Source organism: Mucilaginibacter sp. AK015 (genome assembly GCF_014200785.1).
Lineage (GTDB): Bacteria > Bacteroidota > Bacteroidia > Sphingobacteriales > Sphingobacteriaceae > Mucilaginibacter.
The window spans coordinates 1958089-1974321 of the sequence record NZ_JACHCV010000001.1 but is presented as its reverse complement, the minus strand read 5'-3'; the positions used below and the strand labels follow the sequence as shown (position 1 = coordinate 1974321).

Sequence of the window (16233 nt, the reverse complement as noted above, 5' to 3'; positions counted from 1 at the left end):
AAGCGGGGATATTTAACTTATTAAAACATAACAATGAGTGCATACCTGAATGATGTAGCCGATAGCGAAGCCCCCGTACCACAATTTGATGATATTCAAGGGCTGATATTACGCGGATATAACTTTGACTATATCCGTTACCTAATTTTCACCATTGATGCCAATAATGTCGACGGCGCGCGCGAATTGATTGGTAAGCTGTTGCCCGGCAGTAATTCGCTTTTGAACATTACTACCGCGGCCCCATGGCCCGATGATGAAAAGCCACCATATTGCCTCAATATCGGCGTTACAAGCTTTGGCCTTAACCTGCTGATAGGGCAAAAGAACTATACCGATGTTAAATTTGCCAGTTTCCCGCTTTTTAGCTTGTACGATGGCGGTGCGGCTACCAACGCCGCAAGCGTAGGCGATACCGACGACAGCGCACCGGTAAAATGGTGGAAACGATCGGGCGGGTGGCAATCACCTGCCGACCCGAAGCCGGACGGCTCTGACCTGCATATCCAGCTAACTATTTACACCCAAAGCGAGGGCGAACGCAACACCTACTATGATAAGCTGATGGGTATGATACCCGTAAAAAATAATGTGCCTGCACTAACATTAGCCTTCTTAAAAGATTCGAATCCGCTTTTGACCGGTATAAACTATATCCATTTCGGATATAAGGACAGCTTTTCGCAGCCAAGGTTGAGCAAAGTGCCCTGGAACACAAAGCAGCAGCGCTTGCTTAAAGGCGTAAGCACTATTGACGACCGGCCTATTGTACCGCCTTACCAGTTCGTTATCCAAAAAAAATATAAGGATGATAAAGAGAATTTGGTGCCTAATTATTATGCCCACCCATTGATCCTGAACGGCAGTTTCGCCGCCTTCAGGTTACTTTACCAGGACGTAAAAGCCTTTAACGCGTTCATAAATAAAACGCCGGGTGTTGATCCGGCCCTGGTTGCAGCAAAAATGTGCGGGCGCTGGTTTGATGGTACGCCGCTGGTGGTATCGCCCAACGGGCCTAAGGAAGGACTGAAGGATTTTGATTACACCAATTTTAATTATATTGAACCAACCACTAATCAGCAAGGGGTAAGGGAAAACGACTCGCTTGGACAGCTGTGTCCTTACGCGTCGCATATCCGTCGCACCAATCCGCGCGACGATGCGGCGGTAGTTGGTAACCAAAACAACCCTGATGGTTCGTTAAACTACGCATCAACCCGCCGTATAATGCGCCGGGCAGGTGCCTACGGGCCCGATTATGTAGAAGGGGAAGCAGACGGCATACAACGCGGTTTGGTAGGCCTGTTTATTTGCGCCAACCTGCAAAGCCAGTTCCAGTTTATTATGCAAAGCTGGATAACGCGCAATGGTTTCCGCACTACAGATGCCAGCCCCAACGCAAGCGGGTTTGACCCATTGTTTGGGCCGCCTAACGCTAAGGTAGATGCTTACAACGAGTTTGCTTACCTGCCGGATGGTTCAACCAAGCAACCTTACGAACAGATACATGGCCTGGAACGTTTTATACGTACCGATGGCAGCTTGTTCTTGTTCCTGCCGGGTATCGCGGCATTAAAATGTCTCTCGCAGGGCATCGTACCACCAACCCCAAAACCAACCCTATAAATACCTTATTAAAATGGAACCAACACTTTTGTTTACTGACGATGACCGGTTGAAGAACCGACCGGTATCAAAAAAAGACATCGACGAAAAGGCCTTGCACGCGCTTGTGCAATCGGCCGTAAATGTCGAGTTATTCACCATCCCCCTGTACATGACCTCGCTTTACTCGTTAAAGGGAATGCACGAGATAAACAGCAAGGGAAGCAACTTTTATGAAGGCCGCACATGGCCGGGCATGGCAGCATCCGCGCATCCAAAAACCGCTAATGAAAACGCTTTTAACGCTGTATTTAGCGTATTTGTGGCCGAAATGCTTCACCTGCAGATCATCTCGAACATTGCCAATGTTGTTGGCTACGAACCTAAATTTACTTGCGAGCCTTTGCAGGACGAGAAAACGTTCGCCTGGAAATGCTACTCGCCAAATTCATCGGTCCTGCCCGGTATCCTTGATTTTAAAGATACCGTTAAAAACAAAAATGTGAAGGTAAAACTGGGGCCGATGGATGCCGACCAGTGCCAGCTATTTTTGGCTATTGAGCAAACTGAGAAGGACGCCATGAAAGATTTTGAACCGGATAGAAAACACATATACAAAGAGGTTGCGCCCTACGATAACTGGCAGGAAGGCCAGCCTTTACCGCCATTTGGATCGATAGGCAACATGTACAAGCAAATATGGAACTATCTGTCTATCCGGTATACCGATGGCGTTACCCTATGGGATATCGTTTTCAAAAAAGGCTTAGATAAAGCCAGGGAAAAATCTACCAAAAGCGGCAGTAATCAATTCATAAAAACAGCTGTACAACGTGAAGTATTTAACCCGGGCAGGCTTGATCCAGATTATGATACAAAAAAACCAGAAGACTGGCCTGCCGATGAATATCCGTTGATGCCTACCAGCATTGAACATACCGAAGTGCTGAAGGCGCAATGGGATGTGCTGAACATGATAAACGGTATCACAGATCAGGGCGAAGGCGGCGGTGTTATTGAAGAGATATTACTTCGCGTAAGCAAAGCCCGTATGCTGCAAACGCCGTTAACCTTAAAATCGGTTAAAGATCAGTTCAGGCCAAGCTGCCCGGTGTTGCGTAACAAATACCCGTCGTATAACGCCACAGGCGAGCAGATAGATTCGGCAAAGGCCGAAGCCCGCGGGCACTTTGGCGGCATGGACCACTTTGAAACCTTTCAGTATGTGCAAAAGCTTATACAAAGCGGCGAGATCGAGACCTGGGACCAATGGCATGCAAAGGGTAATAAATGGACGGCGGAACTGCTGCAAACGGCCGCATATAATCCGGACCTGTATCCGAAATTGCCAAAATCAGACGAGATAGCGCAGGCGCTGAATAATTTGAAACTGAACGATGCTGAGGGCAAAAATTATGAATTATTTAGCCGGGCATCAACAGGTGCAATTGCAGGTGTTACCCGCGTATTGAACGATTATTTCCAGAACCCAAAAACCGCCTTCCCATACCCGTCAATGGGAGGCTCGGGCGACAGGATGTCTATTTGCTGGGCTATATTCGGTAAAATACCAAATATAGCTTTAGGCATTACCCCTGAAGGCGCCCCACCAATAGATCGTAAAAACCATATATATCATGCCTGCCAGGGACTCAACCTGGATGAAAGCTTCCGGGAAGACCCGGCAAGTTGCGCGCAAGTGGGTATGTTCCATACCTGCAAGGGCTCCAACGAGTGCAAAGGCGAAGGGGGCTGCGGCTTTGTACATTCGGCCGGTAGCGGCGGCAGTGGCTGCGGAGGTTCTACCGCTGAAAATCCGCCGCCGTTCAGTCCGCCGTCTGATAATGCCTGTGGGGCGTTAGGCGGATGCGCTGTGCCGATATCAGCATCGCAAATGTATCCGGACCTGCCTGAAAAAACTGCTTATGAAATGCAGATGTACAATTTTGGGCCGGCACCAACGTATACACCCGACGCCTTAGGGACTTTTAATTACGCCAAAGGCGATCTGGTATATGATGTAGCATGGAGCACTTACGCCGAAGTAATGAAAAAACGAGGCGTAACCGTTGGGGATAAGCCTAAACCAAGCGATATTCGTATAGCGTTGCCGCCTTCAACCTAAAAAATAATATTGCTGCATATGAGCATAAAAACTACGCCACGCCTGGGCCTGCCAAATTTGGGCCTTGGCGTGGGTTTACGTAACAAACATTTTAATTACCTGCTCCGAAACCCGGTGGGGGTAGACTGGTTCGAGATCATCAGCGAAAACTTTATGGATGACCACGGCTTTGCTACCCACGTTTTAATGCATGTGCGCAAGCAGGTGCCGGTGGTAATGCATGGGGTATCATTATCTGTCGGCAGTACCGATCCAATCAATTATACCTACCTGCAAAAACTGAAGGAATTGGCCGTAAAAATTGAACCCGAATGGATATCAGATCACCTTTGCTGGACAGGCGTTGCCTATACCAACACGCACGATTTGCTGCCCATGCCCATGACCGAAGAAAGCCTTGCGCATGTAGCCGATCGTGTGCTAAGGATACAGGATTACCTGCAGCGCCCGCTGATATTGGAAAACCCCTCAACTTACCTGCAATTTAAGGCATCGACCATGCCCGAGTGGGAATTTCTGTCTGCCCTGGCTAAACAAACAGGTTGCGGTTTGCTGCTTGATGTAAACAATGTTTTTGTATCGGCGCATAACCACGGCTACGACGCGGTAAATTACATTAACAGCCTGCCGCATGAACATATTGTACAAATGCACATTGCCGGCCCTACTGATTGCGGCGCTTTACTGGTAGATACCCACGACCAGCCTGTACCATCAGAGGTTTGGGGGCTATATGCACAAGCGCAAACCCTTACCGGCGGCGTAAGCACCTTACTGGAGTGGGATGCACAGATACCCGAATACCCCGAATTACTGGATGAACTTTTTAAGGCACGCGAAGTGTTAAAAGGAAATATCCCCCAAACGGCTATTCATCAAACGCCGGATATGCCGGTATCAAACCCTGTCAATTTTCAATTACAAGCATCAAATGGTTAAACAGGATACCGCTTTACTGCAAAACTGGCTGCGCACGATTGTGATGGCGCCCGGGTACCTTACGCAAAAAATTGGGCTGGCAAACAGGCTTTACCGGTTGCACGAAGGCGATGTGGTGGCCGAAGAGGGGGAAGCATCGGTGCATGCGCGGTTAAATGTTTATAGTTCGGGGTATATGCTCAGGCTGCTGGATTGCATGTATGCCGACTATGCCATCAGTAAAAAGTTTATGGGTGATGAATTATTTGATCAGTTCGCGAAGGCATACCTGATGTATCATCCGTCAACATCGTTCACATTATATGACCTTGGGAAATACTTTCCTGATTTTTTGGATAAAACCAAACCACAATTCCCCGAAGGTGAAGACGGAAGCTGCTATGATATCCCGGCTGCTTTGGCGCGGGTAGAACGGGCGCGGCAGGTAGCCATGCGCGCGCCGGGTACCGAGGACAACGCAACCAATAAAAACCAGGTTGATCTGCAGGGCACGCTTTTCGGTACATTCAACGTCAGCGTGCCCGGGTGCCTGCAATTATTAGAACTCGAGTTCCCGATGAAAGCTTTTTTTGAGGCAGTTTATCGTGACGAAGCATACGAACTTCCGCCACCGCAAAAAACTTTTATGGCCGTCAGCCGAAAAAATTATCATATTGTTTTAGAAGAGATAACTGAAACACAATACCGCTTATTGGATGAATGCCGCAACCATACTACCTTTTACGAAGCCATAAGCGCCGTGAGCGTAAGCCAGAGGGTGCCAACATCCGACCTGATGGCCGACGCCTGCCTGTGGGTGCCATACTTCTGTAAATGCGGGTTCATAGAAGTGGTGGATTAACTTTTGAATGGTGAGCGGATAAACGTTAAAGTAATTGTCTGTTCAAAAAGCAATTTAGCAACTGACGCTAATCACGAAGATAGATTCGAAACTGTAAATCGCGGTTTCATAAAAAAGGGTTTTGCAATGGCACCAATGGCAATTGCATCGCGTTGGTAAATGGGTGAAGTTCAAATCGACTTTATCGCGCAGTTTGGTCGCCGAAGTATTTCAATACTCTGTCAATCTTTCTCTTATTTTGTTGTTGCAATAAAGATGGATATAAATTCATCACTGCATTTACCATCATAATGGTTATTCCGAATAGCCATTCGGATTTATAGAATTTCAACAAAGCAAAAATCGCCACAAAAATAAAGCCTATTAAATGGTCTATCTCTGAACTTGTCATCTCGTCCCTCAGCTTGCGCAACCCGGTTCTTTCAGTTGCTTTCAGTTTTTGATTGAGGAACTTAAATGGTGTGTTCAGTACGATCCACCTGACAATGCCCACACCGACCCATTTATTCCATTTGTCGTTTTTTATAAAATTTAAGTCGGATAATTTATTGTAAAGTGATGTCTTTTTCAGAATGGCATTAATGACCATCCCGACAATAAAAGAAATGAATGTTATAGCAATACTGAATGATATATACTTATAGGCCATAGGTTTGGTCATCAAAAAAAAACAGGCACTTATGGTGTTCATAAGTGCCTGTTAGTCAAAGTGGAGAATATCGGAGTCGAACCGATGACCTCTTGCATGCCATGCAAGCGCTCTAGCCAGCTGAGCTAATCCCCCGTAGTAGTATTGGTCCCGTAGGGACGGCAAAAGTAACAAATTTTGTGAAATGACAAATACTTGTGGCAATTTTTATTATCAGGTTGAAAAAAGATGTAAAAAAGTAAAGCCCCTGATGGGCAGGGGCCTTTACTAACCAATTATAAACCTAAATTATGAGAAGACTTGTTTGTTATTTTTAATAGTGTAAAAGTAACACTAAGTTTTTAATTGCGAAAATTTAATTTGTAATTTATTTGTAACATTTTAACAGATATTCCTATTAAATTACCGCATTCGCAATGATAGCGCAAATATATTAACAACTGTTTAAATTACCATTAAAAAAATGTATAAATGTTTGTTAGACGGCTAAAAAATTGCAAACGCTATAATTATGAGGGATATACGTATTGATACCGTGCGATCATTAATAAGGGCGTTATAAAAAAGCGGCGTTTACCCGGGTAACCGCCGCTCGCGTGATTAGGTATAGGTAAGGTATTTTAAGCAATAACTAATTGTATACACTGGCGCACGGTAAGGTTTTGTGATACAGCGCCATCTGCAACTCTTTTACCTGTCTGGTACTCATTCGCAATTACACGCAGCTTTTCTTCAAGTTTCCTGCAAAGCTCTTCGTCTTTATCATAGCCAATTGATTTAAGCGGAGTGTTTGTAAGCAGGTTATAACAATGGTCTACCGGCAATCCGCAGATACTTAAAATATCGTATTTGATTTGATTACTAATAAATATTATATCCATACTGCAATACTCAGAAGGGTAATTAGCGTAAATATACCTTTTTGTTTATTATGCTTTATATAGCACAAGCCCGATACGATAGCTAATATTGTTCAATAATTAAATATTATTGCTTTTACGAAATTATTATGCAATATGTTTGTATATTGATTAAAACTTTAATTAAAAATATCTGTGGAGGAGATATACCGTATAACTACTCGATTTTAAAATCACGTAGTTATACGTGGTTTTACAGTGGGGCGTCAACAAGGCGGTATTTAAGGGCAAAAAGAACCAAACCGGCAGTATTACGGCATTTAATTTTATTGATCAGGCTGTTGCGGTGCCCCTCTATGGTGCGCACGCTTAAAAAAAGCTCCGCAGCAATTTCAACGTTGTTGAGTTCCTTGCATATCAACTTTAGCACCTGTATCTCGCGTTTGGTTAACGTTACCGGCAATCCGTTTAATGCATCCTGCATAGCCTGGCGATGATTGGCACTGTTACGTAACGCTTTTTGCACATGCTTATTAAAGTAAAAGCCGCTTTTATATACGGTATTAACGGTTAGCAGTAATTCGTCCTTATCGCAGTTTTTTACCAGGTATGATGCCGCGCCCGCGTTGATCATTTGCGTTATCAGCATTTCATTTGCATGCACCGTTAATATAATTACTTTAATGTCCGGGTAATTTGTATGCAGATACTTATTTAGCTCAATGCCGTTTATGCCCGGCATGTCCATATCTATAATGGCAATATCAATCTGGATATTAAACTTTTTTAATGTATCAATAAAAGCCTGTCCGCTTACACATTCTGCCAATAACCTAAAATTCTCTACAGAATTGACCAACAAGGCCAGGCTTTGCCTGAAAAGGTTTTGATCATCAACTATCGCGATATTAATTTCTTGCATAGCGGTTTAGGGTAAAGGATATTCAATTTTAACATTGAAACCTTTTCCTGAATATGGCATAATGTTATAAGTGGCGTTGATATTTAGCAGGCGGCTTTCGATATTTTGCATACCCATACCTGTTTTTATCAGCGCGGCATCTGCGGGTACGCCCTTCCCGTTGTCGGCGTAATCAATGTATAATTTGTTATCCGCAACGTTAAGATCAATAGTTGCCTTGTCCGCGCCCGAGTGTTTAATGGTATTATTTAACAACTCTTCTAAAACCCGGTAAAATGCTGTAGAAACAGATAGCGGCAATTGCCCAAGCACCTGTTCGGCATTATTTGTAAGTGCGATCTCCAGTTTGCCCGATTGATTGATAATGGTGCAATGCTCTGTTACGGCCGCGGCCAGCCCGTAATACCGCAAGGTAGTTGGCGATAGGTTATGCGAAATATTGCGCACGTCCTTAACTATTTTATCGATAATGGTTTTGGTAGATTGGGTAAAATCCTGGTAAGCCTTGTCTTCGCCGCCTGCCGGTTTAAACATTTCTATCAGCAGCCGTAAGCCCGATATGGTGGTGCCTACATCGTCATGCAGGTCCTGCCCAATACGCTTGCGCTCGGCTTCCTGCGATTCAATAATGGCCTTTAGCAGTTCTTTTTGATGCTCTATCTGGGCTTGCTGAAATTTTTGACGCTGTTTTAACAGCCGGTTTTGATTGCGCACGGAAAAGAATATGAACGACACGACCAGCAGAAAGGTCCCGGTCATTCCTAATATTACTAATATGTAGATGTTATCGGTTGTGTTTTGCATTTATAAAATCCTACGGCAAATAAAACATATTCCAAAATCAGTATAGTATCGTGCACACTCCAAACAACTTGGTTAACATGCTGCCCTGCATTTAGCAAATAATTTGAAAATATGAACATGAACAAACAACTTGCAAGATATATAAGTATCCCGGCGTTTATCCAGTTGTACATATTGTCGCCCCAGTTCCCTTCTTCGTTATTTTGTTTTGATATATATAGTAAACTGTATATGATAAGTATAATAGCCCCAACAGGCCGTGTATAAGTGTTAAACTCAATTTTATTTTGAATAAAAAGAAAATTAACGATACATAAGATGGTAAATACGGCAATCGCGACATACATCATATTCTGATATTTTTTTGCAGAGAAACAACTGTAAAACAACGAAAGGAAAAAAAATTCGATAATAGTGTATATGCTGAGTAAATGGGCTGTGAAATGATGAAAAGCTATTAATATTAAATTGACAAGGTTAGATAATCCAGATAGTATCAGGAACCAAAAAATGACCTTTAAAGGTTTGGTTAAAGCCTTATAGTTTTTTAAGGCTATTAAAACCGGTATTAGAATAGTAGCCGGTACAAAGTACATTACATAAAACAGGTATAACATTAATATGCTTATAAGCCTTAAATATATGGAAGCTTATAAGCATATTAAAATAAATACAAAATTTATGAATCTAACGTATCTCCGGGCGATGTAACACAAGTAGGCGGGCAGGCAGTGGTTACATCGTACACGTTACTTTGCGTATCGCCAGCCCCGCCGCCAACCAGCGGCAAAGTAAGCAATTCTTCGCCAGCTGAAACAGGCACCAGCATAAGTTGTGCGCTTTCTGCATCAGCCGGGTCTGTCAGTCCGATAAACGCTTTTACGGCCTCAGCCTCCGGGTTGTACAGTATTATGTTTTGAAAATCGCAAATAGGTATCAGAAACGACCTGGTTACAAAAGCCGGATTGTTGTTACTGATAAACGTGCGCCAGTTTGCGGCCCACTCTTTTGCGGTGGAAACTGGGATCGTTCCGTCTGGATAATTGACTGGCATAGTTTTAATGTTAAGGGTTAAGTAATTGAGTTTAAATAATATTAGTAATGTGCCGATTTATACAGCACCGTAAATATAAGTTTTAAAAATGCAAAAAGCCCTTACAGTTATTGTAAGGGCTTTTATGCACCAAAATGCTTTTTACTATTAGTTAAATACTAATAACCTCCGCCGGGTCGCGCCTGTTGCGCCGCCTGTTCAACTTTCTCGGTGGCGTACGTTTTGGCCTTGTTAAACCATTCAGGTGCCTCCTCGGTAATATCATCAAGGATCGACCGGCCGTTAGGGCCTTTTTTGGTAATATAATTTATTCCGTACCCAATGGCCGCGCCAACTGCTATAAATTTTAATAAGCCCATGATTGTTTTATTTTAAGTAAATGTTATGTAGCTACAGATGCAAGTATGATGCCAAATAGCATTATTTGTTACAATCAATAAACCAGGCGGCGTGGCAGGCGGAATGTTGAAAAGTCTGCTATGCGCACTCGCCAACCACAATTTTTTTATAGCTGCACGGCTTAATAGCGTTATGTATGGGGAATTAAGTCAACACCTGGTGCGTATGCTGCACAGGTATTTTCATATAAAACGTCGGTACGCTCCCTGTAACCATTGCTTTTATTATTGTTTTGGTAAAAAATTATGTGCCCTATATGGTATCCGGTTTCAGACATGCAAGTCAACGTGGCGTCATTTGTAACGGCGTTACAGGTATATCCAGGCGCGTCGACAGTTCAGGCATCAATTTCAAAACCGAAACTAAAGGCAATTAATGGAGGTGCACAAAACAACAGATACCCCACGCGGCCTGGTTTTTGCAAGCAGTAGCTGAATATCTACAACAAAAGGTACTAAATAGCATCTTATATGCTATTTAATGCTTAAATTAGGGTATTGGTACAACTATATTATAATACTTTTAACTCAACAAGATTTATATAACATGATCACATCATTGGTAACCGGCGGGGCCGGCTTTATTGGTTCGCACGTAGCAAAGCATTGTTTAAACCTGGGGCATAAAGTTATAGTTTTAGATGACCTGAGCGGTGGTTTTGAAGACCACGTGCCCGCAGGTGCAGAATTTGTGCTCGGATCGATCAATGATGTAGCTCTTCTGGAAGATTTGTTTGCCGAACATAAGTTTGATTATGTATATCATCTGGCGGCTTACGCTGCCGAGGGCTTGTCGCATTTTATCCGTCGGTTCAACTATAACAACAACCTTATCGGCTCGGTAAATCTGATAAACCTGGCGGTATTGTATAAGGTAAAGTGCTTTGTGTTTACCTCGTCTATAGCCGTTTATGGCGCCGGTCAGCTGCCCATGTTAGAAAGCATGGTACCACAGCCCGAAGACCCGTACGGTGTGGCAAAATACGCGGTAGAAATGGATTTAAAAGCGGCACATCATATGTTTGGCCTTAACTCGGTTATTTTCCGCCCGCATAATGTGTACGGCGAAAACCAAAACATAGGAGATAAGTATCGCAACGTTATCGGCATATTCATGAACCAGATAATGCAGGAAAAGCCAATGACAATTTTTGGCGACGGCGAACAAACCCGTGCGTTTAGCTATATTGATGACGTTGCGCCGCATATTGCAAATTGCGTAAATGTGCCCGCGGCTTATAACCAGGTATTTAACGTAGGCGCCGATAAACCGTATACGGTTAACGAACTGGTGCAGGTGGTGGCCAAAGAACTGGGCGTGCAGCCAAAAGTTACCCATCTGGAAGCCCGTAAAGAAGTTATGCATGCGCACAGCGACCATTCAAAGGCGGCCGGCGTATTTGGCAACAGCAAAAACGTAAGCCTTGAAGAGGGTATCGCTAAAATGGCCGCGTGGGCGAAGGTAGTAGGATCGAGGGCCAGTGCGGAGTTTGAAAATATAGAGATAGAAGAGAACCTGCCCCAAGGCTGGAGCAAGAAACAAAAGGCGATTAATTCGTAAAAACATTAGCGCATTTTGGTAAACATTTATATTTTTGTGCCAAATAAAGTAAAAATGGAATCATCAACGCAAAAAGCTAACGCAGAGGGTCACTATAAATTTTTAGTTATCGCTATCCTTATCGGTATTACAGGTATATACTTACGTTTTGCCAGTTTTAAGTATGCAGATGCAATAGCCAACGTGATATTTATTTTAGGTATAATACTTGCCCTGAGAGCTGTTTTTCGGATACTGAAGTAAGTTAATTAAACAATATAATGAAAGCGCCCCAGTTTTGGAGGCGCTTTTTTTATGCATTCACTTTTAAAGGCGCGATCCCTCGCGTCTGCATAATCTATAACCCGGGTTTAAGGTATCGCGTTTCTATTCTGCTGCATTTTTTGGCCGGTATTTAGATTCGTTCAGTATTTTCTGGGCATCGCGAATGTTCATTAGCTGTTGCAGGGTAACCTCGGGGTGCTTCTCCATGTATTGCCGTACAATTTGCCAGCCTGTCCACACCGCAAGTTTTGGCGCCGAATCGTTTTTATCGCCAAGGCCGGGTGTAAAGGGCGCCTCGCCCAGGTATTTTTGTATTTTTTGATAATCAGTTTCGTACAACAGGTTCTCTTCTAAAAAGAAGCCCCAAATATTGGCCTTAAAATCTTCACACCATTTTAACTGCTTTGCCGTATAACCAATTTTTGTGGAGTCGGGCGCATCAGGCAGGGTTTGGTCCATAAAGTACAAGATCTTACCATTGTACACCATTTTTGCCAATAACGACTTATCCTCCGGGTTTTCGGGGAACATATCTTCACGGGCCATACCTTCAATTACGCGGGGTGCAATGTTATCTGGTGTAAACCTGCGGGATATGTAGTGCGGAAAACTTTCAACCAGGGCAGGATAAAACCTGGAATCGGCACCCAGAAAAAGGTCTAGCCCAATGGCAAAATAGTCATCGCCAATAGAAGTTTGCGCTTGAAATCCAGACCAATACGCGTATACCCTGGGCATTTTTTTTTGCGGATAGTAATATTTTAACCTGCGAAAGGCATCCGTAAGCTCGGCATTTTGCTTTTTAGTATTTGCGTAAACGGCATCAACATCATGTTTTAAATCCATGTATGATTTACTGGCAAAGATGGCTCTTAGGGTTTTAAAATAAGCGGTATCGCGCACGGTCCCTATTTTTAAAATACGTTCAATAAAGTCCTGGTAAAAATTGCCGTACTTTTTTTGGAGAAATGCCGCCTGCTGCGCCATGGGATTATTACGCATGGCGTCAAAGTCAAGATCAAAGCGCTCAATTTTTACGTCTACCGGGATATTGCTTACATCAATCTTTTTGTTGCGGTTACATGCGGTAAAAACCACGCAAAGTGAAAAACTTATGCAAATAAGTATTGTTTTACACGAATAAGACATCATAATGGCGTTTTAGCAAAAATAATTTTTTTATTTGCATTAAGGCGTTTATGGCGAGTTAAGAAGTATTATTGAATTGTTACCTTGTTAAAATAACCAGGTTAAACTCTCGCTGTTAAACTGCATACTAGTCAAATATAAGTCATGAAAATAGCATTAGCTCAGCTTAATTACCATATAGGTAACTTTGAATCTAACACTGACAAGATCATTAACGCCATTCGCCAGGCAAAGCAAAACAGCGCAGACCTGATCGTTTTTTCCGAGTTATGTATATGTGGTTACCCCGCGCGCGATTTTTTAGAATTTAACGAGTTTATAAGCTTGTGCGACGCAGCTGCAAGAAAAATTGCCGGCGAATGTATCGGCATTGCCTGTATAATAGGCCTGCCCACACCAAATCATAACCCCGAAGGTAAGGACCTGAATAACTCGGCCTATTTTATAGAGAACGGCGAAGTTAAAGCCATTGTAAATAAAGCGCTTTTGCCTAACTACGATATTTTTGACGAGTATCGCTACTTTGAGCCATCCACTACCTTTAATTGTATAGATTTTAAAGGGAAACGCATTGCGCTTACCATATGCGAAGACTTATGGAACACCATTGAGAACCCGCTGTATGTTACCCGCCCTATGGATACGCTGATAAAGCAAAGCCCCGATGTGATGATCAATATCGCGGCATCGCCTTTTGCCTACAACCATGACGAGGAGCGCATTGCTATTTTAAGCGATAATGCCCGCCGTTACAACCTGCCGTTGTTTTATGTAAACCATGTAGGTGCCCAAACCGAACTGATATTTGACGGCGGATCGTTAGTGTTTGATAAAACGGGAAAAACGGTAGATGAAATGCCCTACTTTACCGAAAACGTAGCTTATTATACTTTGCATGACAACGCAGAAATAACCTTTGAACATCCTACCACCCAGAAAGCCGCGCGCGAAAGTGATATAGAACAGATACACCAGGGCCTGGTATTGGGCATACGCGATTACTTTTACAAATCGGGCTTTAAACAGGCTACGTTAGGCCTGTCCGGGGGGATAGATTCGGCCGTGGTGTGCGCATTAGCCGCCGAAGCGCTTGGCCCCGAAAATGTAATAGCGGTGTTGCTGCCGTCTAAGTTCTCCAGCGAACATTCGCTCAAGGACGCTGAAGACCTGGTAAAAAACCTGGGTTGTAAATCAGAGACCATAGCTATCGAAAAAATCACCGATGCATTTGAGAGCGCGCTGCATCCGCAATTTGCGAACCTGCCGTTTAACATAGCCGAAGAGAATATACAATCGCGCAGCCGGGCGGTATTACTGATGGCCATGTGCAACAAATTTGGATACATTTTGCTTAATACGTCAAACAAAAGTGAAACGGCGGTAGGCTACGGAACGCTTTACGGCGACATGTGCGGTGGTATTTCGGTTATTGGCGATGTGTTTAAAACGCAGGTTTTTCAACTGGCCCGCCACCTGAACCGCCAACGGGAGATAATACCCATAAATACCATAGTGAAGCCGCCATCCGCGGAATTAAGGCCCGACCAAAAAGACACCGACTCGTTGCCGGAATATGATATATTGGATGCTATTTTGGTGCAGTATGTTGAACGGCGCTGCTCATCGGCAGAAATAATAAAGCAAGGTTTTGACGAAGCCACAGTGCGAAAGGTGCTTAGGCTGGTGAACCTGGCCGAGCATAAACGATACCAAACGCCGCCCATTTTAAGGGTATCGCCAAAGGCATTTGGGATGGGGAGGCGCATGCCAATTGTAGGTAAATATTTAACATAAGACACCAAATTGCGGCTACTATTTTTTGATTTGCTGTTAAAGCGATTAAACCTTTGCGTTTATAGTAGTCTAAGACTTAAAAATTAATGGTAAGGCAATGAGAAAATATATCTATTTAATGCTGACAGTAGCTTTTGTATCGCTGCTATCGGCCTGCAGCAGTTATAATTACTATACCGCTGCGGCAAACAAAACAAACCTGTCCGCTTATCGCACCTTTGCCTGGGCAGCCCCGCAAAAAGCCCGTAATAAGCAATGGCGGCCGCTTGATGAGATTGGCAGCGGCAAGGTGCAGGAAGCCGCCAGACAAGCCCTGGTTGCTAAAGGATTAACCTTCCAGAATCAAAACCCCGACCTGTTGGTACGTTATTTAACCGTAACCGGCCGCGGCACTAAAACAGAGTTTTATTCGCCATATTACGGTGGTTTTTATGGCGGCGGATGGGGTTACGGCTGGTATCGCCCTTATTTTGGTTATGGCTGGTACCGCCCGTATTATGGCTACGGATGGGGCCCAACCTTTGCACAAAAGGTGCATTATAAAGAAGGTACCATTATTATCGACCTTATTGACAGCAAAACCAGGGAGGTGGTATGGCGCGGTTACGGCGTTGGCGAATTGCATAACCCCAAACAAACGATGCGCGATATCCCGAAAGTTGTTGAAGGAATAATGAAACAACTGGAACTGGCTCCGCCCGCCCGCAAATCCTAAAAAGGAACACATATTAAAAAGGGATGCAAGCTTGCATCCCTTTTTAAATTATAACTGTTTGGTATACAGGTATGTTCACGTTCGCGCCATGTGAACATCGTGAACATTAGTGAACGCTTGATTATCAATTATTTAGTACGGACACATTCTTGTCAGTAGGCAGGTTTTGCAGCTCATAATACTTATCCCTCTGTTATTAACCTATTAAGAAGCGGTGTTAAACTTGCCAAAATAATAAGGGTAGCTTATAAACAAAAAGGGATGCAAATTTTGCATCCCTTTTTAAATATTTTGAATCATTATCGTACTAAACCCAGGGCTTTAACTAAATACTAAGCGCCTTTTGTTTTTTATACAAGTGGTAAGCGTAAAAGGCAACCGCGGCAAACAGCAAAACATACACCCAGGTATCAAGCGGCAAATCGCAGGCAGGCGGTTCGTACGGTACATCCGGGTCGCTTGGCGGTTCCGGATCCTCGCACTGTGCAAAAACTGTTACACTAAAAAGTAAAAACGAAAATAAAACAAACAGTGTTTTCCTCAATCTTATCAC

The 16233-nt window shown here is 43.6% G+C and carries 16 protein-coding genes and 1 tRNA gene; 8 read left to right on the top strand and 9 right to left on the bottom strand.

Translation table 11 applies throughout. From position 1 onward, the window contains the following. Positions 1–33: 33 nt before the first annotated feature. Genes HDC91_RS08780 through HDC91_RS08765 form a run of 4 tightly spaced genes read left to right on the top strand, consistent with a single transcriptional unit; the run spans position 34 to position 5510 of the window. Positions 34–1626 (top strand): hypothetical protein, encoded by a 1593-nt coding sequence (locus HDC91_RS08780; protein WP_183550638.1) that lies wholly within the window; start codon positions 34–36, stop codon positions 1624–1626. A 13-nt stretch (positions 1627–1639) separates the two neighbouring features. Beyond that, entirely contained in the window at positions 1640–3730 is a 2091-nt protein-coding gene (locus HDC91_RS08775; protein WP_183550635.1) for a ferritin-like domain-containing protein, read from the top strand. A gap of 18 nt (positions 3731–3748) precedes the next feature. After that, positions 3749–4669: a DUF692 domain-containing protein gene (locus HDC91_RS08770; RefSeq protein ID WP_183550632.1), complete on the top strand. Its 921-nt coding sequence runs from the start codon at positions 3749–3751 to the stop codon at positions 4667–4669. Then, positions 4662–5510: a putative DNA-binding domain-containing protein gene (locus tag HDC91_RS08765; protein WP_183550630.1), complete on the top strand. Its 849-nt coding sequence runs from the start codon at positions 4662–4664 to the stop codon at positions 5508–5510. The genes HDC91_RS08770 and HDC91_RS08765 overlap by 8 nt, the downstream gene beginning before the upstream one ends. Positions 5511–5691: 181 nt before the next feature. Here the strand turns inward: HDC91_RS08765 and HDC91_RS08760 are convergent, their stop codons facing one another. From HDC91_RS08760 to HDC91_RS08730, 7 genes are all read right to left on the bottom strand, one after another. Beyond that, positions 5692–6201 carry a hypothetical protein gene (locus HDC91_RS08760; RefSeq protein WP_221262131.1) on the bottom strand — a complete coding sequence of 170 codons (510 nt, stop codon included), beginning with the start codon at positions 6199–6201 and terminating at the stop codon, positions 5692–5694. A 19-nt stretch (positions 6202–6220) separates the two neighbouring features. After that, positions 6221–6294, bottom strand: a tRNA-Ala gene (locus HDC91_RS08755). A 485-nt stretch (positions 6295–6779) separates the two neighbouring features. After that, on the bottom strand, positions 6780–7040 hold the full coding sequence (locus tag HDC91_RS08750) for a hypothetical protein (protein ID WP_162431227.1): 261 nt from the start codon (positions 7038–7040) through the stop codon (positions 6780–6782). A gap of 232 nt (positions 7041–7272) precedes the next feature. After that, positions 7273–7941 (bottom strand): response regulator transcription factor, encoded by a 669-nt coding sequence (locus HDC91_RS08745; RefSeq protein ID WP_162431228.1) that lies wholly within the window; start codon positions 7939–7941, stop codon positions 7273–7275. A 6-nt stretch (positions 7942–7947) separates the two neighbouring features. Beyond that, positions 7948–8745 (bottom strand): sensor histidine kinase, encoded by a 798-nt coding sequence (locus HDC91_RS08740; protein WP_183550627.1) that lies wholly within the window; start codon positions 8743–8745, stop codon positions 7948–7950. Positions 8746–9424: 679 nt separating this feature from the next. Further along, entirely contained in the window at positions 9425–9799 is a 375-nt protein-coding gene (locus HDC91_RS08735) for a hypothetical protein (RefSeq protein ID WP_183550624.1), read from the bottom strand. A 158-nt stretch (positions 9800–9957) separates the two neighbouring features. After that, positions 9958–10158 (bottom strand): YtxH domain-containing protein, encoded by a 201-nt coding sequence (locus HDC91_RS08730; protein ID WP_183550621.1) that lies wholly within the window; start codon positions 10156–10158, stop codon positions 9958–9960. A gap of 586 nt (positions 10159–10744) precedes the next feature. Here HDC91_RS08730 and HDC91_RS08725 point away from each other — a divergent pair. Both HDC91_RS08725 and HDC91_RS08720 read left to right on the top strand, forming a co-directional pair. Beyond that, positions 10745–11758: an NAD(P)-dependent oxidoreductase gene (locus HDC91_RS08725; RefSeq protein ID WP_183550618.1), complete on the top strand. Its 1014-nt coding sequence runs from the start codon at positions 10745–10747 to the stop codon at positions 11756–11758. Positions 11759–11812: 54 nt separating this feature from the next. Beyond that, positions 11813–12001 carry a hypothetical protein gene (locus HDC91_RS08720; RefSeq protein WP_162431233.1) on the top strand — a complete coding sequence of 63 codons (189 nt, stop codon included), beginning with the start codon at positions 11813–11815 and terminating at the stop codon, positions 11999–12001. A 123-nt stretch (positions 12002–12124) separates the two neighbouring features. On the opposite strand, the gene gldB is transcribed toward HDC91_RS08720, so the two are convergent. After that, positions 12125–13120, bottom strand: a complete 996-nt coding sequence (gene gldB / locus HDC91_RS08715) for a gliding motility lipoprotein GldB (RefSeq protein WP_370576799.1) — start codon at positions 13118–13120, stop codon at positions 12125–12127. Between the two features lie 195 nt (positions 13121–13315). On the opposite strand from gldB, the gene HDC91_RS08710 reads away from it, so the two are divergent. Together HDC91_RS08710 and HDC91_RS08705 are read left to right on the top strand one after the other, a co-directional pair. Beyond that, the gene (locus HDC91_RS08710; RefSeq protein WP_183550615.1) at positions 13316–14965 is read left to right on the top strand and encodes an NAD+ synthase; all 1650 of its coding nucleotides are present in this window, start codon (positions 13316–13318) and stop codon (positions 14963–14965) included. Between the two features lie 97 nt (positions 14966–15062). Continuing rightward, positions 15063–15680 (top strand): DUF4136 domain-containing protein, encoded by a 618-nt coding sequence (locus HDC91_RS08705; RefSeq protein WP_162431235.1) that lies wholly within the window; start codon positions 15063–15065, stop codon positions 15678–15680. A 325-nt stretch (positions 15681–16005) separates the two neighbouring features. Here the strand turns inward: HDC91_RS08705 and HDC91_RS08700 are convergent, their stop codons facing one another. Beyond that, complete coding sequence (locus HDC91_RS08700; RefSeq protein ID WP_183550612.1) at positions 16006–16233, bottom strand: hypothetical protein; 228 nt, start codon at positions 16231–16233, stop codon at positions 16006–16008.